General features: G+C 62.8%; 23 protein-coding genes and 2 pseudogenes. 17 read left to right on the forward strand and 8 right to left on the reverse strand.

The features are described 5' to 3' along the window. Nucleotides 1-180: 180 nt before the first annotated feature. A complete protein-coding gene (locus tag EJ071_RS36870) occupies nt 181-795 on the reverse strand; it encodes a hypothetical protein (RefSeq protein ID WP_126102225.1) in 615 nt (204 codons plus the stop codon). A gap of 616 nt (nt 796-1,411) precedes the next feature. On the opposite strand from EJ071_RS36870, the gene EJ071_RS36875 reads away from it, so the two are divergent. Then, nucleotides 1,412-2,497 carry a tyrosine-type recombinase/integrase gene (locus EJ071_RS36875; RefSeq protein ID WP_126102226.1) on the forward strand — a complete coding sequence of 362 codons (1,086 nt, stop codon included), beginning with the start codon at nt 1,412-1,414 and terminating at the stop codon, nt 2,495-2,497. A 215-nt stretch (nt 2,498-2,712) separates the two neighbouring features. Here EJ071_RS36875 and repC read toward each other — a convergent pair whose 3' ends face one another. The 3 genes from repC to repA all read right to left on the reverse strand — a co-directional run bounded on the left by repC (nt 2,713) and on the right by repA (nt 6,468). Continuing rightward, complete coding sequence (repC, locus tag EJ071_RS36885) at nt 2,713-4,047, reverse strand: plasmid replication protein RepC (protein WP_126102227.1); 1,335 nt, start codon at nt 4,045-4,047, stop codon at nt 2,713-2,715. 155 nt (nt 4,048-4,202) lie between these two features. Then, nucleotides 4,203-5,189, reverse strand: coding sequence for a plasmid partitioning protein RepB (gene repB, locus EJ071_RS36890; protein WP_126102228.1), 987 nt, complete (start codon nt 5,187-5,189; stop codon nt 4,203-4,205). A gap of 34 nt (nt 5,190-5,223) precedes the next feature. Beyond that, nucleotides 5,224-6,468, reverse strand: coding sequence for a plasmid partitioning protein RepA (gene repA, locus EJ071_RS36895; RefSeq protein WP_126102229.1), 1,245 nt, complete (start codon nt 6,466-6,468; stop codon nt 5,224-5,226). A gap of 608 nt (nt 6,469-7,076) precedes the next feature. On the opposite strand from repA, the gene EJ071_RS39105 reads away from it, so the two are divergent. Together EJ071_RS39105 and EJ071_RS36900 are read left to right on the forward strand one after the other, a co-directional pair. After that, a complete protein-coding gene (locus tag EJ071_RS39105; RefSeq protein ID WP_210211898.1) occupies nt 7,077-7,232 on the forward strand; it encodes a hypothetical protein in 156 nt (51 codons plus the stop codon). 152 nt (nt 7,233-7,384) lie between these two features. Beyond that, a complete protein-coding gene (locus EJ071_RS36900) occupies nt 7,385-8,629 on the forward strand; it encodes a transposase (protein WP_210211899.1) in 1,245 nt (414 codons plus the stop codon). On the opposite strand, the gene EJ071_RS36905 is transcribed toward EJ071_RS36900, so the two are convergent. Then, nucleotides 8,613-8,897, reverse strand: coding sequence for a hypothetical protein (locus tag EJ071_RS36905; RefSeq protein WP_126102230.1), 285 nt, complete (start codon nt 8,895-8,897; stop codon nt 8,613-8,615). The two genes, EJ071_RS36900 and EJ071_RS36905, sit on opposite strands and share 17 nt — an antisense overlap. A 129-nt stretch (nt 8,898-9,026) precedes the next feature. On the opposite strand from EJ071_RS36905, the gene EJ071_RS36910 reads away from it, so the two are divergent. The 3 genes from EJ071_RS36910 to EJ071_RS36920 are packed head-to-tail and all read left to right on the forward strand — an operon-like array spanning nt 9,027 to nt 10,457. Continuing rightward, nucleotides 9,027-9,653, forward strand: coding sequence for a type IV toxin-antitoxin system AbiEi family antitoxin domain-containing protein (locus EJ071_RS36910; protein ID WP_126102231.1), 627 nt, complete (start codon nt 9,027-9,029; stop codon nt 9,651-9,653). Further along, nucleotides 9,643-9,975: a nucleotidyl transferase AbiEii/AbiGii toxin family protein gene (locus EJ071_RS40170; protein ID WP_189521364.1), complete on the forward strand. Its 333-nt coding sequence runs from the start codon at nt 9,643-9,645 to the stop codon at nt 9,973-9,975. The genes EJ071_RS36910 and EJ071_RS40170 overlap by 11 nt, the downstream gene beginning before the upstream one ends. Before the next feature lie 8 nt (nt 9,976-9,983). Continuing rightward, nucleotides 9,984-10,457: a nucleotidyl transferase AbiEii/AbiGii toxin family protein gene (locus tag EJ071_RS36920; protein ID WP_189521365.1), complete on the forward strand. Its 474-nt coding sequence runs from the start codon at nt 9,984-9,986 to the stop codon at nt 10,455-10,457. 91 nt (nt 10,458-10,548) lie between these two features. Here EJ071_RS36920 and EJ071_RS39900 read toward each other — a convergent pair. Both EJ071_RS39900 and EJ071_RS36925 read right to left on the reverse strand, forming a co-directional pair. Then, a pseudogene (locus EJ071_RS39900) lies at nt 10,549-10,723 on the reverse strand (integrase); the annotation flags it as partial. Nucleotides 10,724-10,804: 81 nt separating this feature from the next. Next, complete coding sequence (locus tag EJ071_RS36925) at nt 10,805-11,893, reverse strand: hypothetical protein (protein WP_126102234.1); 1,089 nt, start codon at nt 11,891-11,893, stop codon at nt 10,805-10,807. A 459-nt stretch (nt 11,894-12,352) separates the two neighbouring features. Between EJ071_RS36925 and EJ071_RS36930 the strand changes: the two genes are divergently transcribed. The 4 genes from EJ071_RS36930 to EJ071_RS36945 all read left to right on the forward strand — a co-directional run bounded on the left by EJ071_RS36930 (nt 12,353) and on the right by EJ071_RS36945 (nt 16,384). Further along, nucleotides 12,353-12,955, forward strand: coding sequence for a hypothetical protein (locus tag EJ071_RS36930; RefSeq protein WP_126102235.1), 603 nt, complete (start codon nt 12,353-12,355; stop codon nt 12,953-12,955). A 383-nt stretch (nt 12,956-13,338) separates the two neighbouring features. Further along, entirely contained in the window at nt 13,339-14,292 is a 954-nt protein-coding gene (locus EJ071_RS36935; RefSeq protein WP_126102236.1) for a DUF1403 family protein, read from the forward strand. A gap of 2 nt (nt 14,293-14,294) precedes the next feature. Continuing rightward, nucleotides 14,295-14,999: an SMC-Scp complex subunit ScpB gene (locus tag EJ071_RS36940; RefSeq protein ID WP_126102237.1), complete on the forward strand. Its 705-nt coding sequence runs from the start codon at nt 14,295-14,297 to the stop codon at nt 14,997-14,999. 164 nt (nt 15,000-15,163) lie between these two features. Further along, the gene (locus EJ071_RS36945) at nt 15,164-16,384 is read left to right on the forward strand and encodes an ATP-binding protein (RefSeq protein ID WP_126102238.1); all 1,221 of its coding nucleotides are present in this window, start codon (nt 15,164-15,166) and stop codon (nt 16,382-16,384) included. Between the two features lie 72 nt (nt 16,385-16,456). On the opposite strand, the pseudogene EJ071_RS36950 reads toward EJ071_RS36945, so the two are convergent. After that, nucleotides 16,457-16,810: pseudogene (locus tag EJ071_RS36950) on the reverse strand (transposase); the annotation flags it as partial. A 97-nt stretch (nt 16,811-16,907) separates the two neighbouring features. On the opposite strand from EJ071_RS36950, the gene EJ071_RS36955 reads away from it, so the two are divergent. The 7 genes from EJ071_RS36955 (at nt 16,908) to EJ071_RS36985 (ending at nt 24,424) form a co-directional block, all read left to right on the forward strand. Further along, nucleotides 16,908-17,822 carry a MurR/RpiR family transcriptional regulator gene (locus tag EJ071_RS36955; protein ID WP_126102239.1) on the forward strand — a complete coding sequence of 305 codons (915 nt, stop codon included), beginning with the start codon at nt 16,908-16,910 and terminating at the stop codon, nt 17,820-17,822. Nucleotides 17,823-17,892: 70 nt separating this feature from the next. After that, nucleotides 17,893-18,897 (forward strand): extracellular solute-binding protein, encoded by a 1,005-nt coding sequence (locus EJ071_RS36960; RefSeq protein ID WP_126102240.1) that lies wholly within the window; start codon nt 17,893-17,895, stop codon nt 18,895-18,897. A gap of 22 nt (nt 18,898-18,919) precedes the next feature. Further along, a complete protein-coding gene (locus tag EJ071_RS36965; RefSeq protein ID WP_189521366.1) occupies nt 18,920-20,716 on the forward strand; it encodes an ABC transporter permease subunit in 1,797 nt (598 codons plus the stop codon). Further along, complete coding sequence (locus EJ071_RS36970; protein ID WP_126102242.1) at nt 20,713-21,756, forward strand: ABC transporter ATP-binding protein; 1,044 nt, start codon at nt 20,713-20,715, stop codon at nt 21,754-21,756. Before EJ071_RS36965 ends, EJ071_RS36970 begins: the two co-directional genes overlap by 4 nt. Nucleotides 21,757-21,782: 26 nt before the next feature. Then, entirely contained in the window at nt 21,783-22,538 is a 756-nt protein-coding gene (locus tag EJ071_RS36975; RefSeq protein WP_126102243.1) for a COG4280 domain-containing protein, read from the forward strand. Continuing rightward, nucleotides 22,535-22,744 carry a hypothetical protein gene (locus EJ071_RS36980; protein ID WP_126102244.1) on the forward strand — a complete coding sequence of 70 codons (210 nt, stop codon included), beginning with the start codon at nt 22,535-22,537 and terminating at the stop codon, nt 22,742-22,744. The genes EJ071_RS36975 and EJ071_RS36980 overlap by 4 nt, the downstream gene beginning before the upstream one ends. 408 nt (nt 22,745-23,152) lie before the next feature. After that, a complete protein-coding gene (locus EJ071_RS36985) occupies nt 23,153-24,424 on the forward strand; it encodes a Bax inhibitor-1/YccA family protein (RefSeq protein ID WP_126102245.1) in 1,272 nt (423 codons plus the stop codon). The last annotated feature ends 255 nt before the right edge of the window (nt 24,425-24,679 follow it).

The following is a 24,679-nucleotide window of genomic DNA, read 5'->3' on the forward strand; positions in this document are numbered from 1 at the left end:
CGCCAACTCGGAGAACATATGCGAGGCGTCGCTTTAATCTCCTGGGGGCCCATCGGGAAGGCTTCGAGCCCATGCGGGCTTCAAACCAGGATCATCGTGTCGATTATCGGCGCCTTGCCTTGCTCTGACGAAAGCCGCAGCGCTTTGCGGCGCATCTCCCTCCCCGCTCACGAATTGAATTCAACACGGGTCGCTGCATGTATTCACCTGGACCGGCTTTGCGCTGCACGTCGGTGACGTGATCGCGTTCCGCAGTTCGTCCTGTGCGTCGCTAAGCCCAACATTCGCAGTACAGGCAGCGAACGCAGCCAATTTTAGCGCTGCGAGCATGGTCGCCTCGCTACCCAACGGCGGCGAAAGGCTGTTGGTCTTGCGTCTGCTTTCCAGCACGGCCATGGCCACGCCCGTCAGAGTGACGCGGAGCTCATCGACCAGCTCGTCGAAGCCCTCGATTTCAACGTCGGTTTCCGAGTGGCTCGGGCGCTGCGTCGCAGGTGCGTCTCGCACGGCAAGCGTCACCTCTCGGACGACTTCATCCACCAGCCCGACGATTTCGCCGGCGCGCGCGTCGAGTTCAGCCCATGGAATACAGCGCGTCCCAAGCCCTTCCTGCGCGCGGAGCTCCGCGGGCGAACGCGCGGCGATGCTGGCGTTGATGGTGAGGCCGGAGCGATCGTCGCCAAAGACGGTCATGATCCGCACACGCGCAGGCCGACCCGGCAGGCGCCGCAATTGCTCTGCTCGGTCAAGGGCCGTGGCAATCGCGCGGCCGACAGATGTCACCTCGTCGGTCAAAGCGTCCTGCCCCTGTCCCCTGTTCGGGCTCAAACCATAGCTGAGTCGCTCTCGTTAGCGGAGCCCGTCCCGGTCTCATTTTTCGGGTGAGCTGTAATCGCATGCAGCCAAGGCGGAGCGCACAGCGACGCAATTCGGATTACGCAGGAACTGAAGCGTTCTGGTGACGGCCGCACTGCTCCCCGTTCCGCCGGAAGCCCGGATCCGCCGCTCTGAGGACAAGAAGGCCCGTCCCCCAAATTAGGCCAGTTGGATCCTGTGAACGAACATCAATTGCCGAACATCATCACCAAATCTCGTGGTGCCACACACGGCGGGTTTGTCGTGTGGTCACCAGGCCCGCTGCACTGGTGCTAAGCTGACCCGACCGGCTGGCCGAAATGAGCGACACGCCGAGGCCATGGAACGTGTCCGTCCGGCAGGCGCTGACCTTCATTCCCACGGCAGCGCGCCGATGATGCGCGCGAAGCGGAAATGGCGCAACCCAGCGGCCTCGCTGTGAACTTCTTCCGCTGGACTGTTACGAAAGATCCGCTGACTCGACTAGAATCCGGCCATGAACCTCGAAGATGATTCGCGCCAGATGAAATGAGGCATTGAGAGGACGCGAGCGACCATGGAAAACCCCTGTGAAACCCCGCCCATCGACAACGAGGCTGCAGACCTGCCCGACATCGTCGATCTGGTCTTGGAAATGGGTCAGGGTTCGGGCACGCCGGCGCGTCTCGAGGCCCTCGTCGAGACCGCGACAGACTACGCCAAGGCCGCCAGCTCAGAGAACACGCGAGACGCCTACGCCAAGGACTGGCGGCATTTCGCTTCCTGGTGCCGTCGCGAAGGCTTCGAGCCCATGCCGCCTTCAAGCCAGGTCATTGGCCTCTATATCGGCGCCTGCGCGGCCGGCGATCCGAAACGCGGCATCGCCTCTCTCTCCGTCGCGACAATCGAGCGGCGCCTCTCCGGGTTGACCTGGAACTTCACCCAGCGCGGCGTGCCGATGGATCGCTCTGATCGGCACATTGCGACGGTGCTCGCGGGCATTCGCCGCAAGCATGCAAAGCCGCCGCGGCAGAAGGAGGCCGTGCTTGGCGACGACATCAAGGCGATGATCAACACGCTCGGCCATGATCTGCGAGGTCTGCGCGACCGAGCCATCCTGCTCTTGGGTTTCGCTGGCGGACTGCGCCGGTCCGAGATCGTCGGCCTGGACGTTGTTCGCGACGATCACAGTGACGGCCACGGCTGGATCGAGCTCTTTCCCAGCCAAGGCGTTCTGGTGACGCTGCGCGGCAAGACAGGCTGGCGCGAGGTCGAGGTCGGCCGCGGCGCTTCCGACCAGACCTGCCCTGTCGTTGCCCTCGAGAGCTGGATTCGCTTGGGCCGGATTGCAAGAGGCCCCCTTTTTCGGCGCATCTTCAAGGACAACAAGACCGTTGACGTCGAGCGGCTCTCCGACAAGCATGTCGCTCGTCTGGTCAAGCAGACCGCGCTTGCCGCTGGCGTCCGTTCCGATTTACCGGAAGGGGAACGGGCGGGGCTGTTTTCTGGTCACTCGCTGCGCGCTGGCCTTGCCTCCTCGGCCGACATCGAGGAACGTTACGTCCAGAAGCAGCTCGGTCACGCCTCGGCCGAGATGACGCGCAAATACCAGCGGCGGCGCGACCGCTTCCGCACCAATCTCACCAAGGCGTCGGGGCTGTAAAATGGTCCCCTCCCCCCACGATCGGGAGAGCGATTTCACACCTTACCTTACCCAAACCGCGATTGCGGCATTCCGCCAACCGAGGCCGTGCAGCAATCGCAGCACAAATCCATTCAGCAGGCCTCGCGCTACAACAACGACGCCGAACGGCACCTCGGCCGGGCCTCGCGGCTGATTGTCTGAGACCTGGGGAATGCCGTCCAAGGTGGATTTGCTCACCGCCTCCAGCCCTTCTTTTTCATGTTCTTGCGCAGGGCCTCGCTGATCTCCACGGCAGAACCTCGGTCGCCGTCGGCGGGATATGCTGCGGACGTTCCTGTGTTCTCGGCTGCCTTGGGGTGCGCATCGAGTTTTTCGCGCAAGAGAGCCATGATCATCGGCCACACTGAGAATTTCTCGTTGCGAGCCCGCTCCGTCAGATTGCGCAAATAACCGCCGCGGCTGGCAATCCGGTCTGACCGCTGCAGGATCGCCGCCACCGTGATCGCTGCCTTTTCCGGCCCCATCACCTCGACGGCTTCCTGCCAGGCGCTTGGGCTGATCCCCATGAACGGCCGGGCCTGCTCCGCGGCCGCAACAAAATCGCGCCACGTCCTGATTTGGCCGTCGCGGGCCAGGGTCAACAGCTCGGGGCATGCATCCACCACCATGCCCAAGGGCAAATCCCTGCTCGGCAGGGCGCGTACGTTGTCGGTTTTGGCGCCAACGCCGCTCGCTTCATCTATTTCTCCTAAGCCGTGTTCAGATTCATCGGTAGAAGAAACATGTGGGTTTGAATTATGTATATGGCGCTCAGAATGGGACTCATTGGCGTCCGGATTCTCTGAATTGATGAAGGATTCCAGTGTCTGGTGCACGTCGGCCCAGAGATCTTCCAACTCCTTGCAAATAGCCTCGATGGTTAGGCGTGCGGCCGTCCGCGGCAAGCGGGCGACGATCGCTTCATACCGGCCTAGGAAGCCTTGCCAATTGCCAGGCACGCCTTCGTTGATGCCCGCCTCGATCATCTTGACGACGTCGCGACGGCAGATCGTGAGGCGCTCCTTGACCAGGCGAAGTGCCTTGCGCTCTCCCTGGACGGCAGTTGCCAGAGCCCTGAACTCCTCTGCCCGAGCAAGGATGGGTGAAAGATCGAAGCCATAGGCCTGGTCGATTGCTCCGCCCTGCCCTTTTCGCGCAAATCGCTTTCCGTTCGGGCTGTCACGCCGGATGATGAGGCCCGTGGCCACTAGATTAGCCAGATGACGCCTGAGCGTTGACTGCGGCATGCCGTTGGCGCGGAGGCTGAGCTGCTCATTGGACGGAAACACGATCAGACCGTCTTCTGCCGTCAGCTCATCGGCGCGATGAAATGACAAAAGCGCGTTCAAGATCGCCAGGGCACGATCAGTCGCTCCGAGAGCCTCCTTGGCCTCACGGATATCTCGGAAGACCTGCCACTTTGAAGCCCGAGCTTCCACATCAATTTCGCTGGCCGCGAGCTGGCTTGCGAGTTGCCCAAGCGTCATTGGCCGCCGCCCAAAGGGCGTCGTTGCGGTATGCGTCCCCATTTTACCTTCCACCTATCGCTAGGCAAAAGAAATCAGCTCGCCGAAATGGCGCCGAGACTCTTGACAGTGATTCGTGGATTTGCGATTCTCAGCTTGTCACAGAATGAGAGAGGCTTCCACGGTTCGCCGTTTGGGGGCCTTTTTCTTTTGCGGTTTCAGTTCTCCTGTTTCGACCGCCTGTAGGCCTCAAAGAGGCTGTCCAGATTGTCAGAAATCCACTCGCCAAAGGGTTTCCCTTCGGCCTTTGAAATCTTTAGCGTGCAGTCCTTCGGACCGATCTTCGTGGTCACGCTAACTATTTTGTCGCTAGGAGCCCAGGATTTGGCCACGGGCTTCGAAATCGTCTTCCGGACGGCCTTCCCGCCCTTATGGAGGGCGTCGAACAACTTGTTGAAGCGTCCGTCTGTGTCTTCGGACAGGAAGCTGTCGGTGGTGATGAATTCCTTCGCTGCCGCGGCGTTGCGGGGATTGTCGATCAGTTTCCGCAGCTCAAGCCAGCGATCGCGTCCAATACCTTTGGCGGCACCGATACCGTCAATGATCTCCGCAGGGACGGATTTTGGGATCGTCATCATTTTCGAGAGCGTCTGATAATCTACGGAGAGCGCGGACTGGATTGTCTCCCGGCCAAATCCACGCTCATCAAGCTGCTGTGCAAAAACTACCTTCTCGATGAACGAGAGGTTCGCCCGAGCGGAATTCTCCTGCCCTTGGGCGATGACGTGATCAAGATCCTCGAGCGTCTTTACGACGGCGCGGACTTTCCGCCCCAGTTCGCTAGCTGCACGCAGACGACGATGCCCAAACACCACCATGTAGCGGCCTTCAGCCGAAGGATGCGGGCGGACGAGGATCGGGGTGTCCTGCCCGCGTGCCCGGATCGCCTCGACCAGCTCCGCATACTGCTCGTCGTTAACCGTCATCCGATCCGAGACGAAGGAACCGTCAACGACGGCAGGATCGATCTCTATGATGGCCTCGCCGTCGGCCAGCAAGGCCGCCTGTTTTGTTAGCTCGTCGATAGATGAGGAAATGGACTTCGCCGCACCGAATTTGGGCATCGCAGCGAAACGCTCGTCAGGGACGACGTCCGTGTCGTCGTCTTCGGCGAGGATTCGGTTGAAGATGTTCTTTCTGGCCATCTATGTTCCTATGGATGCGCCCGTCTCTTTGAAATCACTGCGGAAAAACCGCATTTAGACTGCCGTCTATTTTCGGCCGCCTGCCCCACGCTGTGTGGATAAGGTTCCGGATTTCCGAATTTACGGCTTCCATGGATTCGATGGCGCGGTCGTAAGTCGACCTGGTCATACTGGAGCGCTCGACCTCATAGAGGGTCTGCTTCGTCAAGCCGGCGTCAGAGATCGCAGTAGATTTCAGCATCTGATTTTGGAGCATCTGCGACGCCAGGATCGATTGCATGAAACCGACCATCTGAGCCTGCGGGACATCCGTCGGCTCGTAGCGGGTAACCAGGTAACGGAACCAATCCAGATCGACGTCGCCGCCTGCCCGGTTTACCGTTTTGAGCAAGTCACCCAGCATCAGCAGGAATTGTGACATTGACATCAGGTCGAGCATCTGCGGGTGAACCGTGATGAGAACCGAGGTGGCGGCCGCCAGCGCCGTAAGCGTTAGGTAACCGAGCTGAGGAGGGCAGTCGATAACGACGATATCGTAGCTGTTGTCGACTTCCTGCAGGGCGCTTTCAATGCGGTTCCAGAAGCTCTTCCCATCCAGCGAAGCCTTGTTCTGCATCGCCAGCGGCGTGTCGTATTCGTATTCCTGCAGCTCTAGGGACGCGGGAATGAGATCGAGGCCCGGGAAATTCGTTTTCCGTATCACGCCCGCAACTGACTTGCGCTCGTCGTCATAACGGATCGCCTCGTAGATTGAGGGAAAACGGTCAAGCTCAGGCTGCACGCCATGGAGAGCGGAAAGCGAAGCCTGGGGATCGAGATCGATCGCAAGAACACGGTGTCCGGTGAGCGCAAGGTGTTGGCCAAGGTGGGCCGCGGTTGTTGTCTTTCCGGAACCGCCCTTGAAATTGACCACGGCGATTACCTGTAGCTTGTCACCAGATCTGCGATAGGGAACATATTTTTTGCTTTCGGAGCGACCATGGCGATCCAGCCAGTGACGGAGTTCCCAGAGTTGCTCGGCCGAATATGATCTCCGCCCGCCTGCATGAACCGTTGGCTGGACAGCCTTGCCTTCTAGGTGCAGCTTCTTCAGGTTGCTGGTGGACACCCCAAGGAAATATGCAGCTTCAGCAAGCGAGAAGTCGCGCAGGGTCTTCGTGGCGTCCGGAGGAAATGTCTCCAGCCGAAGGAGGTTCAGCTTGCGGCTGATTTCGCGACCTTGGGCAGAAATGGTGTCGTCAAATCGCGGTTTGCCAGCGGCAGAGACGGGAGCATTCATCTGGTCGGGACCTCAAATGACGGCATTTTTGACGAAACCGCCGAATTGCCGTCATTATGCCTGATTCTGGTTCTCTCACAAGAAATTTAAAGTTAACAGAACGTTAAAGCGGTTCCCGACGCAGATTTCGACTCTGGAACGCGTCGACAGCACGCCACAATGAGGTTCCGTCGAGATGCCATTTGTCGGCACTTCGCGACCCCTCCGATGCGGGTTATCTGGATCGAAGCGATCAATGGTGCTCAGCAAGTAGCTCCGCGGCACGGCAAAAGCTTAAAAAGCGAACCCAAAATGTTGTACGCGATTGATCTCAGCCGACAGGATAGCGCTTATATTGCAACACGGTGACGCGCCTGCGGAGGGTAAGGTCGAGATCCTCGTCGATCGAACGGATCGAGGTTCTTGGTCACCGCGTCGAGTGGGTCATCCCGGGCAGGGGCCGAAAAAGTAGACGGCAGTCTAAACTCCGTTTTTTCGCAATGATTTCAAGGGGAGAGGAGGGTTCGGTAGTAACCGGGGCAAAACCGGTGGCGGCCGCAGCGTTATGACTCGGGGGTATTGGGTCACAGTGGGTGGCGGTTTGGCGGGCGGCGGGATTCCGCCGGGCCATGTCGGAGCCACCAGATTCTCGAACGCTGACCCCTGCAGACCTGCTCGAGATGATCGTGCAGTTGCGGGCAGAGGTCGCCGGGCTTCGCGCCGAGAATGCGGCTCTGAAGGATGAGATCCGGCGTCTGAAGGTCTACCGCCGCGCCCGACGCTGAAGCCGAGCGGGATGGAGCAGTCGTCCAAGCGGAGCTCGCCTGCGGCGACGGGTCCGAAGCGGCGTGGCTCGAGCCGGGCGATCGTCACCGAAGAGCGCCGTCTTTGTTATGAGCCGCCACCGGGCTCGCGGTTTCTGGGGCGGACAAGCTTCGTGGTGCAGGATCTGACGATCGGGGTGCGGGTGGTCCGCTATCATCGGGACCGCTGGCGTTTGCCGGATGGCCGGATCGTCGTCGCTCCGCTGCCCGACGGGGTTGACGGGCACTTCGGTCTGGAACTTCGGCGTCTGGTGCTGTCACTTTATCACCAGGGCCAATCGACCGTGGAGCGGATCGTCGCGTTGCTGCGCGACTTCGGCGTGTTGATCTCCAAGCGCCAGGTCGTGCGGATCCTGACCAGCAAGATCGACGCCTTCGTCGCCGAAGCGAAGCAGGTTCTGACGGCCGGGCTCGCTGCGGCCGGTTGGGTCAGCGTCGATGACACCGGGGCCCGCCATGGCGCGGTCAATGGCGTGTGCACGCAAGTCGGCAATGACCGGTTCGCCGTGTTTACGACCACCAAGTCGAAGAGCCGGCTGAACTTCCTGCGGCTCCTGCACGGCGGGTCGGTCCTGAACGCCGCCTCACGCGCCTACATGCTGGAGCGCGGGCTGCCGGTGGCCACGACGGATCTTCTGCATGCCGGGCGCGAGCCGTCCGTGTTCGAGGATGAGGCGTCATGGGACACCCATCTGCTCGCCCATGGCCTGGAGCCCAAGGATGGCCCTCTGGCCCCGTTCCGGATCGCCAGTGAAGGCGCGTTGTGGGGCGGTCTGACCGAGGCAACGGCCCTCGACGGCACTGTCATCCTCAGTGATGGGGCGGGCCAGTTCGCAATCGGCGAGCACGCGCGGTGCTGGGTCCATATGGAGCGGCAGATCCATGCCCTCGATAGCTTCACCGAACCGCAGCGCCGCGCCAAGGCCCTGATCCAGAGCCGGATCTGGTGGCTTTACAACGACATCAAGGCCTGGTGTCTGGAACCGACGCCCCGAAGAGCCAAGGAACTGGCCCGGCGGTTCGACCGGATCGTCGGCATGAAGACCAGGTTCGTGACCCTCGACCGTCTACTCGCGCGCATCCGGACCGACCGCCAAAGCTTCCTGAAGATCCTCCAACGCCCGGACATTCCGCTCCGTACCAACGGCTCGGAGAACGATATCCGCAGCGTCGTGACCCGGCGCAAGATCAGCGGCGGAACCCACAGCGACCAGGGCCGTGCCGCCCGCGACACCATGCTCAGCATGATGAAGACCTGCAACAGGCTCGGTGTCAGCTTCTGGGATTATCTCGGCGACCGCCTCGGCATCCCTGGCAGAAAGGTACTACCGCTTCCCGTTCTCATCGCTGCTCGCTGAACCCCAACAGCAGATCCACCCGCGCAACACCACCGGTTTTGCCCCGGTTACTCGCTAAACACTCTAAGCAACTGATTTCAAAATCAGATTTTTCATCATCTATCGTGACTATCGCGTACAAAGAGACCGTTCTGACGGTCTTTTTGACGGTATCCGTTTTCTTGTCCGAGAGCAAAATCGCAATACCGTCAGCCAATTCGGCCGATGACGGTGTTTTTCGGAAGCTAACGCAGGACATGCGCCGGGAACTCACGCTATGTTCTTCCATCGCGCCACGATGCTGACGCGCCGATGTCTCGCGCCACGTTTACAGCACCTGGAAGGGCTGCTTGCTGACTTTCACAGACCGGTGTAATAAAATGTTGGAACTTACCGGTAATTGCCGACAGTTTGATACATGACCGAATCCGTTGAAACCTCTCAGCGCGACCTTGCCGTCGGTCTGATTGAGCGCCACGGGATCATGCGCCTGTCGGACCTGAAACGCCGAGGCATCAATCCGGCTACACTGGCTCGTCTGGTTGACGAGGGCATCCTCCATCGCCCCTCACGAGGGCTCTACGAACGCGCGGATGCCGACGTCGACATTTCTCATTCCCTGGCCGAAGTCGCGACCCGTGTTCCGAAAGGTGTGATCTGCCTCGTATCGGCGCTCCAGTTTCATGAGATCACGCTGCAGCTTCCGCGCAGCGTCTGGATCGCAATCGGCTCCAAGGACCGCAAGCCGACGATCGACTATCCGCCCACCCGGGTTGCTCGCTTCGGCGAAAAGGCGCTCACCCTTGGCGTCAAGACCTACACCATCGATTCGGTACCTGTCCGGATCTTCGATCCGGCCAAATCGATCGTGGACTGCTTCCGCTTTCGCAACGCCGTCGGCCTTGACGTTGCAATGGAAGCGCTGCGCATGGGATGGCGATCCAGAAAGGCTAAGCCCGACGACATTGCCCGATATGCGCAGGCGCTGCGCATCTGGAGTATCGTTCGTCCTTATCTTGAAAGCACAGTTGCTGATGAAGGATAGGCCGGCGAATCTTCCAGCATCGATTCTTGCTCGGCTCCGCAACATCGCGCGGAACAAGCAGACGGACAATCAGCTCATCCTGAGGCGATACGCCATCGAGAGGCTGCTTTATCGGCTGAGCATCTCCCCGCATCGCGATCAGTTCATCCTGAAGGGCGCGATGCTCTTCACAGCGTGGCTCATCGATCCGTTTCGCCCTACGCAGGACCTCGATCTTCTCGGATTCGGCAATCCGGCCGTAGCGGCGATCCGATCCGTTTTCGAAACGATTTGCCGGATCGAGGCCGAAAAAGACGGACTGGTGTACGATACGAACGCCTAAGCGTCGAGGTGATCCGTGAAGGCCAGCAATATGGCGGCGTCAGGGTGCAGACGACAGCGTCTCTCGGGAGGACCCGGATCCCGGTACAAGTTGACATCGGCTTTGGTGACGCTGTTACGCCGATGGCGCAGGAGCTGGAGTTTCCGTCGCTTCTGTCGGCCGAGGGTCCTCGACTGAGAGCCTATCCCAGGGAAACCGTGGTTGCCGAAAAACTCCAGGCAATCGTCGTGCTTGGCCAGGCGAACAGTCGCATGAAGGATTTTTACGACCTGCTGGCGCTGTCGCGGCTGTTCGCGTTCGAATGTGGATCGCTGGTCCAGGCAATCCGAGCGACATTTGAACGCCGTGACACGCTACTGCCAACAGAGAATCCGTTTTCGATATCGCCGCTGCAGCACGCTCCGAATTGGAGTCCGTGGTCAACGCTCTGCGCGCGTTCCCGCAGCAGGTTTCTCGGGCCAAGGATCATTTGGAAAAGCTAAACCCGGAGTTTGATGGGTCGTGCGGTAGCGCAGTGGAGGATCATGCCTGACTACGAAACGAACGAATGCCCGGAAAACTTCGGCCGCGCTAGCCTTCGGACAGATCGCCACGCACGCCGGCGGCCAAAGCCGTCCGCTTCACCAGGCGAGCGCTTCCTGGTCGTGATGCGGTGCGCACTACCGTCCTTGCCCTGGCCGGTCACACGGCGAAACAAAGGCCGATGCGCGATAGGGTCAGTTCAGTCAGTCTGCAAGGCGACGATAGGCAGGTGGCGTCGGAAGAGCCTCGGCGCGGCGGAGCGTTTCGTCGGAGGCGGGCTTGGGCGGACGCGCGTCTTTCGTCGTGCTCAAAACAGATATTTTTTGTCGGCCCAGGCGAGCAGCACCGCCGCATCCTGGTTGGGTAGGCGTACGCGCCCGGCGCGCAGGGCTTCCGCGATCGCGTCGCCGACGTGGGGATCGACCCAGTGGCCATGCGTCATCAGGAAAAACCATGCGAAGGGCAGGCCGATCTCGAGGTCGATCGCCTCGATGCGCTCCATCAGCCGGTGCACGGACACACCGTCGTCGCCAAGCAGCCGGTCGGCCGGCATCTTGAGCGGCCGCGGGATGAAGCTCAGCTGGCGCTCCCCGCGCTCCTCGTAGTCGGTGATGTCGAAGGCCCAGTGCTCAAAAATCCGTGCTGCCGACGCGCTCGACCGCTCCCAGTCGGCGAAGAACCGGTTCTCGCGCGGGACGAAGTCGAACCAGCCGGGGTTCATGTCGAGAAAGGCGGTGTCGCGCGCGCCGTCGGGACTGACCTCGCGGATGACGCGCCGTTCGAGCTCAGGCCTGCGTGCCTCGCGCTGCTCGCGTTCACGGCGCCGGCGGGTGGCGAGAAAGCTGCGCATATGGGCGAGGCCGCTGCGGCGCCGCAGCCGGTAGACCGGGCCTGCGAGCACCGGCGCGTCCGTCCCCGGCTCGCGCTTGACCCAGGACGGCTCGAGCAGATCGCCGACGCTCCAGGGCCGATAGCCGGGATCAACGACGGGGCCGGCCAAAACCTCGACCTCGCGGCCAAGCGAGAGCTGGACGAAGTCGGCGACGCCCGGGCCCGTCGGGGCGAAGGCGAACACGGCCGCGCCGCGCCATTCGGCGAATTTCTTCCCGCTGTCGCGATGGCGGCTCCAGAAGGTGGCCAGCTCGCCGCCTAGCGCGGCCAACTCGCTCTTTATCCACGCCTCATGCTCGCCGATCCGGACGCCGTCGGCGTCGATCACCGTGCGGTCGGCGCCGCGCCAGTAAAAATCGGCGACCGGCGCCGCCGAGAACGTGAAGGCGGGGAAGGCGGCGGAGAGGGCAGGGGCCAGATCCGCGTCGGCCGAGGCCGGCTCCAGACTAGCGAGCACGGTCTCGACCGTAGCGGCGTCGGGCAGGCGGATCGGGGTTTCGGGCATTTTTTCCCCTTGGCGACCGGGAGAAGCCGTACGGCGTATCGCCGGCGGCCATCTAGATTTGACAGATCCTGGGTGTCATTCAGCGTAGGTCGCTAGCTTGCAGGTTGGGGACTCTTAACACTTTTCGCTCATCCTAGTTTCCTACCATGATAAGTGAATTCTTAGCCTTGTTCAGAGGACGAAGTCCGAGAGGGAAGCTGAATGGGCTGCAGGCCTGACAAGCTTGCCGTAGATGACGCGGCCTGGCAACTGGCGGTGGCGCGAGGGGCGGTCATCCGTCCCTTGGCGGCGAAGCGACGGCTGTCACTCGCTGACGTGGGTCCGGCCTGCCGGCAGCTCGGCCTGAACCGAAGCCGCATTTGCCAGCTGCTGGAGCGATACCGCTCGGCTCCAGTGAGGAGTTCTCTGCTCGGCCACAGCCTCGCGACCGGTCTTAGGCGTCCGGACGAGACTGAAGCGATGATCGAACACGCGATGCGGGATACCTATCGCAAACCAGAACGGCCGACGATCAGCGCCTTCCACGACCGTGTGCGAGCGCTGCGTTATTGCGACGGCGTAGCTTCACCCTCCTGGAAGGCCGTGCGGGCGCGCGTCGAGCTCGTCGACCGCCGGGGGCTGATGCGGGACCGGGAGGGGGCGAAGGCGGCTTGCGACCGGTTCGCGCCAGCGGTGACGGAATATCGTGCTGATCATGTGCTTCACATTGTGCATGTCGACCGCACGCTTGTGGATGTCATTGTGGTCGATGCTGTGTACCGCAAGCCGCTGCAAAGCCCGTGGCTGACGCTGGCCATTGACGTCGCAGGCCGCATGGCCACCGGCTTTATCTCCAGTCTGGAAAGCCCGTCCTCGACGTCGGTGGCGCTCCGGAGATCGGAAAAAGCTGCCGGAACGTGTCCTGGGCCATTTATGGTCGAAAGCACGCAATCGAGCCGTGTAGGACGTGCGCAGCGTTCAGGCGCACGGTGGAGGTGGCTGCGAGGGGCCGACTTGGCCGGCTTTCCCGCCCTCAGTGGAGCGGATTTCGTGAGACTACCTGCATCGAGTCGGAAATCGTGAGACTACGTGACAAACTCAGTTGGCCAGCGGCTAGTGTCAAAAGACTCGAAAACCCAGCGGGTTAAGCCTGGGCTAGTTCGCCGCGATGAAGGTAGTCTCACGAAAACCGATTCAGAAAGGCGCCAGAATCCACTTATCCGGGCCGACCGGTCCACAAAACCATGGCGAGAGAATCCAGGAAACTTGGTGAGACAGAGGGGCTAAACCGCGCGTTTCTGGGCTTTTTCCAGTGATCTAGGACGAGCGACATCCATGATTTGCGAAGCTATTCGCAATATGTCCGATAATGCAACCTTATCGGACATAAACCGCTGTCGACAGGCTGTGCGTTTGCACCCAAATACGGTGGCATAAAGCGCACGGGCGGTTTACCCTCGAAAATCATGATTCGCCTCGATCCCGCGACCGCCAGCCCCACCGCGCAGCCGACCGTCCCGGCCTGGGCGCTCGCCGACGGCGGCGCGCTGCATGAGGCCGATGCCGCTTTTCAGGCCGGCGCTGCCTTGGGTGCGCTCGATGGACTTGCCCGCGGGCAGCCTGCCTGGGCGGGTGCCTGGCGGCAGCGGCTGGCGCTCAACTGCGCCGCCGCCGGCATGCGGCTCGCCGGCCGCGCCGAGGATGCTGCTGCGCTACGCGACGCCTGGTACCTGCGCCCGACCGGCGCCGATCCCGGCCCCGCCGGCGCCATTTTTGGGGCCTTGCGGCAGCTGGCCGTGCAGCCGGCCGTCGCCAACGCCGAACGGCTGGAAAAAATCGTCGACCAGCTTGGCCTCCACTGGGGCGCCGCGGCGCTCGCCGACCTTTGCACGGAGATCGAAAAGCTGGCGGAGGCGCAGCGGCCGGCGCCCTTCGCCGCGGCGGCGATCGCGGCCCACGTCGTTGCCGTAAGGCCCGACTCCGAGCTTTTTGCCTGGTGGCTGGCTGACCTGGTGCTGGCGCAAGGCCTGCGCTGGTCGCGACCGCTGCCGCTGCTTATCGCCCAGGCTTTTGCTCCGGCCTTCCGCGCCGAGGCCGATGGCAAGAGGATCCGGCCGGGCGCGGAAGCATTTGATAGGGCGCTGTGCCTGGCGCTGGTTCAAGCGGCGGCGCAGGCCTGCCGGCTGGCCGCCGAGCTGTCGCGCCGCGCCGAAAAACTTCTGGCGGTGGCGCCAAAACTGCGCGCCAAGGGCGCCGGCGACGTGATCTTTTTGCTGCTCAACGAAGACGCCGTTTCCGGCTCGCTGACGACCAAGAACCTGTCGCGCTTTGCCGCGCGGCGTTTGTTCGAACGGCTGCAACACCTCGATGTCGTTCGCGAACTTTCCGGTCGCACCAGCTTCCGGCTGTTTGGGCTCTAGCGATGAGCGAAGCGTCCGCCCGCCGCAAGGCAAACGATCAGCCGGCCTTGCTGGACACCGATCTCGAGCACCTTCCGGCCGAACTGCGCTGGCGCGAATGGATGGGCCGCGTGGAGGCGGTGATCTTTGCCGCCAGTGAGCCGGTGCCGCGCGACGTGCTGGCGCGGGTGGTGGGCAAAAGCTGCAATCTCGATTTGGTGATCGAGGACATTCGCGCCGAGCTCGCCGGCCGGCCCTACGAGTTGGTGTCGGTCGCCGGCGGTTGGCAGCACCGGACCAAAAAAGCGTTTGCTGACGTCATTCGCGGTGCCTTTGGCACGGCCGCCGGGCAGGGCGCCGGATCAAAAGAGCTGTCGCAGTCCGAGGCTCTTGTGCTGATGTGCATTGCCTATTTCCAGCCCATTACGCGGGGCGAGCTGTCTTCTTTCTTCGGCAAGGAAGTGTCGCGCGATCTGATCGGTGTGCTGCGCGCGCAGGACCTGATCGCGTGGGGGCCACGAAGCCCACAGCCGGGCGCGCCTTATACCTATGTGACGACCAAAAACTTCCTGTCGCAGTTCGGGTTCGACACGCTGCGCCAGCTGCCGGATTTCGAGGCGCTCGAGGATGCTGGCCTGCTGTCGAAGGAAAAGCTGCTGGCCGGAGAGATTCCGGTTGGGCTAGAGGTAACGCAGTTGGATCAGGACAACATGGCGATTGACGAATAGCAAAACACAGTGGTGCGATGTCGGTGGACCGCATCACAGAGTGCTTCGGCCGGAGATCTCATTGAAACGGGTTCGATCCAGATTGCGGCGATAGTCCCAATATTCATGTCGTTGACTCCCAATTATCATCCCTGATAGTTCCAATTGCCCAGATTGGGGAAGGTATGTACGAGCGATTCGTGGAACGCAGGGTGGAAGACGCCCTTGTCGACACCCCGGTGGTCCTGATTGTCGGGCCGCGCCGGGCAGGTAAGACTACGCTTGTCCGGCAAATGGGGAATGCGGAGCGAACCTATATCACGCTCGACGATCAGACTGTGCTCGAGGCCGCCCAGTCCGATCCAGCCGGCTTCGTCCGCGGGCTTGACCGGGCGATTATCGACGAGATCCAACGAGCTCCGGACCTGTTGCTGGCGATCAAGAAGACGGTGGATGAGGATTATCGGCCGGGCCGATTTCTGCTGACCGGCTCCGCCAACGTCCTGACACTGCCGCGCATCGCCGACAGCTTGGCGGGGCGGATGGAGACGATCCGGATGTTGCCGCTTGCACGCGCTGAGATCGGCGGCAAGACGGCGACCTTTCTCGGGCGCCTGTTCGAAGGCAAATTACAAGGCGATCGTGGAGCGCCCGTCGGCGATGATCTCATCCAACTTGTGCTGCATGGCGGCTATCCCGAGGCGATTGCCCGTGAGAGCGAGCGGCGGCGTCAAGACTGGTCGCGATCCTATCTGGCCTCTGTCCTGACGCGCGACCTCCGGGACATAGCCGACGTTGAGAAATTGACGGAACTGCCGAAATTCGTACGTCTCCTCGCTGAGCACTCAGGGCAGCTTGTCAACTATTCGCACTTCGGCGCCAGCATCAATGTGAGCCACAAGACAGGGCAGCGTTATGTCGGCCTACTGGAACAGGTCTTCCTCGTTTCCACCCTGCAGCCTTGGTTCACCAACGCACTGAAGCGTATCACCAAGACGCCGAAGCTCCATTTCCTCGACTCTGGACTTCTCGCCACGGTCCGAGGTCTGAGCCTCGATCGTGTGAAAGCCGATCGCACCTTGTTCGGTTCGCTTCTGGAAAGCTTCGTGTTCTCGGAAGTTCTGAAGCTCATGACCGCATCGGATCTACGGCTGACGCCACACCACTTCCGTGATCAGCAGATGCGCGAAGTAGATATCGTGCTGGAGCGCGACGACGGCCTGATTGCAGGGATCGAGATCAAGGCGTCCGCCACGGTGAAATCCAGCGACTTCGGCGGGCTCCGGACCTTGGCTGAGGCCTGTGGCAATCGCTTTAGCTATGGCGTGGTGCTCTACGACAGCGCTGATGTCGTGCCATTCGGTGATAAGCTCGCCGCAGTGCCTCTTTCCTCACTCTGGAACTGAGATGTTGCGACAGAAGGCGAGACAGTTCCGAGCAAGACGAGCATCGCTAATCGAGCCTGCCCTTGGCTGGACCTATCTCTCGCGCGCGGCGCTCGCCCGCGCGAAAGCGCAGATGCTGGCGAGCGCCCGGAACAGACTTGCCTCGGGACAGGCGGCGGCGAAGGCCAGACGGATGCGTGAGACGATTTCGATGACGCGAGCGCCGAGCTTGAGCAGCCTGAGCCGCAGCGGAGCGAACTCGGCGTTGCGCAGATGATGGGTTGTGGGCACCGCCTGTCGCAGTGTGAGCATCAACCAGTATGCGGCGGTGTGCAGGACAAGACGGACCTGGTTGGCAATCGGTGAGCGGCAGGAGGTGCGGTCGGAGGCGAGCTGGCTCTTGTGCATCTTGATCAGGTTTTCGGCCTGGCCGCGGGCGCAGTAGATCACGTCAGCCGTCGCTGTCACACGGATGTAATGAACATTTCGGATCGTCTGCGTCGTAGCGCTTGCTACGAACCCTCCTGGCTAATGGCCGACCACCATGACATCCGACGATTCCGACCGGCAAATCGCTTTCGACGATCGCGTCGAGGCGTCGCTGGAAGCCCTGCCGCCGGCCGAACAGCGCATGGCGCGCTTCTTCGTCAGCCAGAAGCAGGCTGTGCTGTTGGGATCGGCGGCCGAGATCGCCGCCCTTGCCGGCGCCAGCGACGCGACCGTGGTGCGCACCGCCCGCTCGCTCGGCTTCGATAGCCTGTCGGCGCTGCGCCAGATGTTGCTCGCGGACCTGACCGGAACGGCGTCGCCCGGCAGGCGGCTCGCCAGCACCTTGCAGGAGACCGGTAGCGACAGCGCCTCGGCGCTGCGCCATGTCGTCGGCCTGCACGAAAACGCGCTCGAGGCGCTGAAGCGGCCCGAGATGGAAGCAGCTTTCGCCGGCGCCATCGACATTCTGGCCGCGGCCCGCCGCCGGCACATCTTCGGCATCGGCCCGTCGGGCGCCATGGCCGAATACGCCGCCCTGCAATTCAACAGGATCGGCCTGCCGAGCAGCGCGCTTTCGGTGCCCGGCGTAGCGCTTGCCGACCGTCTGCTGTGGCTGGAAAGCGGCGATGCCGTGCTGATGCTGGCCTATGCGCCGCTTTACCGCGAGGTCGAGATCGTCCTCGACCAGGCCGGCTTGCATGAGGTGCCGGTGGTGCTGATCAGCGACAATCTCGGGCCGCTCGTCTCCGACAAGATAGCGGCCACGCTGCCGGCTCCGCGCGGCAAGGCCGACCACCTCGCCACCCATGGCGGCACCATGGTGCTCATCGAGGCAATGATCATCGCTTTGGCGGCAAAGGCCGGCGAGACCGCGTTCGACAGCCTGGACCGGCTGAGCAGCCTGCGCGGCGCGATCGACAAGGCATGGGTAAAACGCGGGACGCGCAAGAAACAATCGCCGCTGACATAAAAGTGTCAGCGAGAGCATACTAATATAGAATTGGCATTACTCTGCCTTTTCGAAACAACAGGAGAGCGATATGAATATAAATACAACGCTTGGACTTGCGCTGAGTTTGACGGCGCTGTCCATCGCCGCGCCGGCTTGCGCAGCCGATCTGGTGCTCTACGACGCGCTCGATTTTGCCGGCCCTGTCGCCAAGGCCTTCCAGGCCAAGACCGGGCTGACCGTCGACGTCGTCGAGCCCGGCAGCACCGGCGAGACGCTGGGCAAGATCGCCGCCGAAGGCAGCAATCCGCAATTCGACATCGTCTGGCTCGACGGCTCCGCCGTGATGGAGCGCATGGCGGCCGACCATGTGCTGCAGCCGGTCCCGGCCGAGGCTTATGACAAGATCGGTTGGACCGATCTCGGCAAGTCGCTGATCCCACAAAGCCATGCTTTCCTGCCGACCGGCACCAGCACCACCGCGATCGAGGTCAACACCAAGAAGGTCAAGGCCGACAAGATGCCGAAATCCTGGGCCGACCTGCAGGGCTTCGCCGGCAGCGTCGCTGCCAAGGACCCGAACCTTTCCGGCCCGGCCTATCAGTGGCTCGCCGGCCTGTTCCAGACCAATGGCGTCGATGCCGGCAAGGAACTGCTCGCCAAGACGCTGACCAACAAGTCGCTCTCCGGCCTCTCCAGCGGCGGCAAAGTCAACAAGGCCGTGCTCACCGGCGACGCCTCGGTCGGCATCAACCAGGACAGCGCCATCTTCTCCAAGATCGCCGCCGGCGAGCCTGTCGTCGCCGTCTATCCGAGCGAGGGCTCGGTCTCGCTGCCGCAGGGCCTCGGCATCAGCGCCAAGACGCAGCATATGGATGCCGCGAAGAAGTTCATCGAATTCGTCACCAGCGCCGATGGCCAGGCCGCCATGCAGAACGGCGACGACACCGACTTCTTCTACATCCCGGTCATCAAGGGCGTGAACCCCAAGCCCGGCCGCGCGACCAACATCGCCTACACCCATCTCGACGACGCGGCAGCCTCGGCGCACGAGACGGAGTGGAAACAGTGGTACAAGGAAAAGTTCGTCCAGTGACCGCGCTCGCCTGGCAATGACGATGGTGCAGAAATTCGATGCCGCCGCCGGCGGCATCGGTGCAGGCGGGTGGGCGCGCAGGCGCCTGTCCGCACCGGCTCGCCTTGCCGGCCCGCTGGCTGTCTATGCCGTCTTCGCGCTGCTGATCGGCCTGCCGCTGGCGCTCGTGCTGCTGCAGGCCGTCATGCCGGGACTGTTCGCTGTCGACGGCGCGCAAGCTCTCTTCAGCGCCGAGCCGTTGGCGCGCATCTTTGCCTCACCATCCGTCGCCGGCTCGATCCTGCATTCGCTGGAGCTCGGCCTCATCGCCGCCTTCACCACGACCATCCTCGGCGGCGCCTCCGCCGTGCTGGTGCAGCGTTGCGATATCCCGCTGCGCTGCGCGATTTCGGTCGTGCCATGGCTGGTGTTCCTGACGCCGTCCTATTTCAAGGCGCTGGCCTGGGTGCTGCTGATGTCGTCCGGCGGCTACCTGGCGCAGCTCGGCCTGTTGCCGCCCTGGCTCGGCACGTCCTTCTTCGGACTGGCCGGCCTGGTCTTCGTGCATACGCTGAGCCTCTTTCCTCTCGCCGCATTCATCATCGGCAGCGCGCTGGCGGGCCTTGGTAGCGAGCTGGAGGACGCGGCGCGCCTGTCGGGCGCCGGGCCGCTCAGGATCTGGCTGCGCGTCAACGGCCCCTTGCTGGCGCCGGCCATCGTGCTGGCCTTCATCGCCACCTTCGCCGAGGTGCTCTCCGATTTCGGCCTGGCCTCGACCATCGCCAGGATGTCGAGCTTCGGCGTGCTGACCTATGGCATCTATGCCGCGGCAAGCGACTATCCGGTCGATTTCCCCGCCGCCGGCGCCGAGGCGCTCGTGCTGCTGGCGCTGGTTCTGCTCGTCGTGGTGGCCGACAGGCTGCTGCGCCGCCGCGCCGATGCGCAGCTGATTTCCGGACGCGCCAGGCCGGCCCGGCGCTATCGGCTCGGCGCCTGGCGCTGGCCCGTTCTGGCGATGGCGCTGCTGGTCGCCTTCCTGGCGCTGGTCCTGCCGCTCGGCGCGATCGCGGCAAGAGCGCTGACCAGCACGCTCGGCAACGGTCTGGCGCCGGACAATTTTACCCTCGCCAATATCGGCGCGGCGCTCAGCCCGGCGACTGCGGCCAATGAGGGACTGGTGCGAAGCCTCTTCTATGCCGGTCTCACGGCCGTCATCGCCAGCGTGCTGGCCTTGCTGCTTTCGGCCCAGCTCGATCGTTCGAGCCCGGTCATGCGCACGGCGGTGCTCGGCCTGTCGCTCGGCGCGGTCGCGATCCCCGGCATCGTGCTCGGCTTCGGCTACATCCTGGTCTGGAACCGGCTGCCCGGCTTCCGCGACTGGCCGTTCCCGCATTACGGCGACGGCTCGCTGCTGGTGATGGGCTATGTCGCGGCGGCGCTGCCCTATTGCCTTGTGGTCATCCTCTCGGCCATCGGCCAATTGGCGCCAAGCCTGACCGACGCCGCGCGGCTCCACGGCATCGGCGCGATCCGGCGTCTCCTGTCGGTGACCTTGCCGCTGATCCTGCTCAGCGTCGTCACGGCCTTTCTGATCACCTTCATCCGCACCGTCTTCGAATTGCCCATGTCGCAGATGCTGATCCCGCAAAGCGGTCCCCCGGCGCCGACCCTGATCCTGAAACTGTTCAGCCACGATCGCGACGGCCTGGCCTGCGCCATCGCGCTTGCAGCCATGGCCGCCGCCGGTGGCGCGGCGGCGTTGATCTGGTATACGCTCAAGCGCTTCATTGCCGTCTGCCGGCCGCAAGGCACCCCGGCCGCGTCAGGAGAGCCGTCATGACCGCTTCGCTCCATTGCACCGGCATCTCGAAGTCGCTCGGCGGCCGCGCCGTTCTCCGCGATCTCGATCTCGCCATCAAGGCGGGCGAGGTCGTCTCGCTGCTCGGCCCGAGCGGTTCTGGCAAGACCACGCTGTTGCGCAGCATCGCCGGACTGATCGATCCCGACAGGGGCACGATCACGCTCGGCGACCGTGTGGTCTGGAGCGAAAGATCCGTCCTGCCGGCGGAAAAGCGCCGGATCGGCATGGTGTTCCAGGACTATGCGCTGTGGCCGCATATGACGGTGGCGGGCAATCTGTCGTTCGGCCTGCGCGCGCAGCGGCTCGCCGAGCAGGAGATCGCCGCCCGCGTCGGCCATGCGCTGGAGGTCACGCGGCTCGCGCCTTATCGCGACCGCTATCCGTCCGAGCTCTCGGGCGGACAGCAGCAGCGCGTCGCCATCGCCCGTTGCCTCGCGGCGCGGCCGGCGCTGATGCTGTTCGACGAGCCGCTCAGCAATCTCGACGCGGCACTGCGCGAGGACATGCGCATCGAGATGATGGAACTGGTGCGCCGCGAGGCGGCGACCGTGATCTATGTGACGCATGACCAAGCCGAGGCCATGGCCGTCTCGGATCGCATCGCCGTGCTCCGCGACGGCCGCATCGCCCAGTTCGACACGCCGCGCGCGATCTACGAGGCGCCGGCCGATTCCTTCATCGCCGGTTTCATCGGCGGCTTTTCGGTGGTGCCCGGCACCGTGCGCGACGGACTGTTCAGCGTGCGGGGAGCAGCCATCGGGGCGCTGCGGACGCCGAGCGCCGCGCCTGGCGACGGCATGCTTGTGGTGCGTCCGGAGGATGCGCGGCCTGCCGAGGCGCATCCCGGCAACCGGCTGCAGGGCAAGGTGCTGTCGAGCGCCTTCCAGGGCCGCTGCTGGCGGCTGGCGGTGGAACTTGGCCCGCAACGCGTCCGCCTCGACTGGCCGGAGGCGCCGCCGGTCGGCTCATCGCTGGCGTTCTCGCTGCCGCCGGACCGCTGTATCGTTCTCGCCAATTGATGATTCCCGATCTATAGGATGCCTGCATGCATGGCCTGACACCCGTACTTTCCACCGTGACGGCGTCTTTCCTGGCGTCCTTCGTCGAGGTCGTCGAAGCCTTCACCATCGTGCTAGCCGTCGGCGTGACGCGCAGCTGGCGCCCCGCGCTGACGGGCGCAGCACTTGCGCTCGTCCTGCTTGCGGCGCTGGTGCTGGTTTTCGGTCCGCTGCTGGCGCTCATCCCCATCGCCGTCCTGCAATTCGTGGTGGGCGTGCTGCTGATCCTGTTCGGCATGCGCTGGCTCCGGAAGGCGATCCTGCGCAGCGTCGGCGTGATCGCGCTGCATGACGAGGAGCAGGCCTTTTCCAAGGAGACGGAGCTGCTGCGGCGGCAGGCCGGTGACCGCCGCGCCGACTATCTGGCCGCCGTCGCGTCGTTCAAGGCGGTACTGCTCGAGGGCGTCGAAGTGGTGTTCATCGTCATTGCCGTCGGCGCCGCGCACGGCCAGACGCTTTATGCCGGCCTCGGCGCGCTGGCGGCCTTCGTGCTGGTGATGCTGATCGGCCTTGCCGTGCACCGGCCCTTGGCGCGCGTGCCTGAGAATGCGCTGAAATTCGTCGTCGGGCTGATGCTGACCAGCTTCGGCGTGTTCTGGATCGGCGAGGGCCTCGGCGCGGAATGGCCGGGCGCCGACCTCGCTCTGCTCGCCATCTTCGCCGTCTTCGCCGCCGCGTCCTTCGCCATCGTGCGCTGGCTGCGCGGCGCCTATGCCGCGCCCGCTGAAGGAGCTGCCCGATGAACGTCGTCCGCCTCATTCTCAAGGAGCTCGTCGGCATGTTCGTCGACGATGGCAGCCTTGCCCTGCTGGTGCTGATCCTGATTGCGCTGATCACCGCGGCCGTGAAGCTGGTGGCGCTGCCGCCGCTCATCGGCGGCCTGCTCCTGCTTGCAGGCTGCCTGGCGATCCTTTCGCAAAGCACGCGCCGCGCCGCTTGTGGGCGATAGAGCATAAAAGGCAGTCTGGTATGGCGTCTGAAATTATCTGTCGTCGGTAGGGGGCAAGAGTCCAGAATTATCTGTCGTTGGCCGCACTGCTAAGTGGATGATATCCTGCCGCTTTCGCCCGAAGAGGTTACCAATGCCCTTCGGACAACAGGTTACCAATGTGCCCCAACGACAATCAATTCCCGACTGGCCTCAAGGAGATGTTTTGATTGAGCTTATTGCAGCTCCGATTGGTAACCTAAGGCCACCAAACACGCGCATCGGTAACCCCCCAGCGTGCAGTTTGCCATTCGCCAGTTCAAGCAGCAGCGTTCTTCAGGTAATACTCTTCACGCCTCTGCGACGCGCGGGAGTGCCTTGGCTTTCACTAAGAATAGAGTATCTCCATAGGAATGGCGGATCGAAGCTATGGCAGACAAATCGAAGATGATCAATTCGTCTCGCCCATCTGGCGATTTCGGGCCGGCAGGATTCTTTGCATGGGCCGCGAAGGTGGCCCCGAAACAGACGGTATTTGTCGCCGGAGGCGTTCTCGTATTTGCCGGCGCGGCGTTGGTTCTCGGGTGGACGCGTGGCTTCAGTCTGGGGACTGTGCTGGCCATTGCTATCGCCATCATTGTGCTCGGCCTGGTGGTCGGGGCGTTATCGTCTCTGTCTGCCGCATCGAAAAGACTTGAAGGCGTAGGTTCGTTCCTAGCCTGGGCGCTAGCGGTGTTGTTCGTTACTACTCTGGTGCTGATGGTCTCGTCCGTCTTCTTCGGCGTTCCGCCTGCCGGCGCGCTCCTGATGTCTCGACTCTTGGCGACAACCGAGCCTCTGACCAGAATTGCGTCAGCAGCGCCAAGTGTCGTCATCAAGACGGGTGAGACGGCGACACTCGGTGATTTGGGCTCGCAACTGACCGAGGAGCCGGCGCAGAGGGATGTCTTTAAGCGAATACAGGAAATCGCGAAACGACCAGAACTCGACATCGACGGAACGCTGAAAATTGGAGCAGGACAACGAGTGTACATCGTCGCCTCGACGCTGCGGCTGTCGGCAGGCGAAATCGTCACGAACGGCGCCGACGTGACCATTGAAGTGAATAACTTCATCTCTGACCGTGGGACGCTAAAGTCGTTTTCAAATCCCGAGGTGCCACCGAAAGCCGCGGCCGGGTCGAGCGGCGGCAAGGTTACCTTGATCGTGCATGGGAACATGACGGGACGGCTGGTTGGCGACCTGCGAGGGCAGAATGGTGCCGATGGTGCGGCTGGCCGGCCCGGAGGAAAGGGACCGAAGGGGGCTCGGGGAGGCAATGCAGCTAGCGGCCTGTTTGACTGCAGCCACGGTGCTGGGCGTGGAGGGACGGGCGGACAAGGAGAGGCCGGTGGTGATGGGGCTAACGGCTTTGCCGGCGGCGCTGGAGGAACCTTGATCGTTCAAGCGGCCGATACGGATGCTGCGAAGGCTGTGATCGGTGAGGTCCTCGTGAGGGGCGGAGCGGGAGGCGTCGGCGGCGCTGAGGGATCTGGCGGGTCAGGAGGTGACGGTGGCGATGGAGGATCACCAGTTGGCTTGTGCCAGGGCGGCGGACCTACCGGAGCTCAAGGGCCGAAAGGTCCCGATGGAAAAGCGGGGCATCCAGGTGCCATGGGGGCCGACGGTCAAGTCCGGTTCACCCCACCCCCGAGCGTATAGATCGGAGAGCCGCTCAAACCTGGCAGCGTGCCTCGTTCGGCATGTTACCCTTTCAAGGCCTGCCCAAATAGTCCAAGGTCAGATGGGCTCCATCCCAGCCCATCAGGGCCAATACGTTATTCTCAGCCGGCACGAACAATGCGGTAATTGCGGTGATGACGGCTGCGGGAAATCCGATCCAGTCTCTGACAAAGCGCGCGTAGTCGGCGAAGGTTCTTTCCTCGGGCTTCTCTGAAGTGTTGGACTGGCAGACTG

Source organism: Mesorhizobium sp. M1B.F.Ca.ET.045.04.1.1 (assembly GCF_003952465.1).
In the GTDB taxonomy this organism is placed as follows: Bacteria; Pseudomonadota; Alphaproteobacteria; order Rhizobiales; family Rhizobiaceae; genus Mesorhizobium; species Mesorhizobium shonense.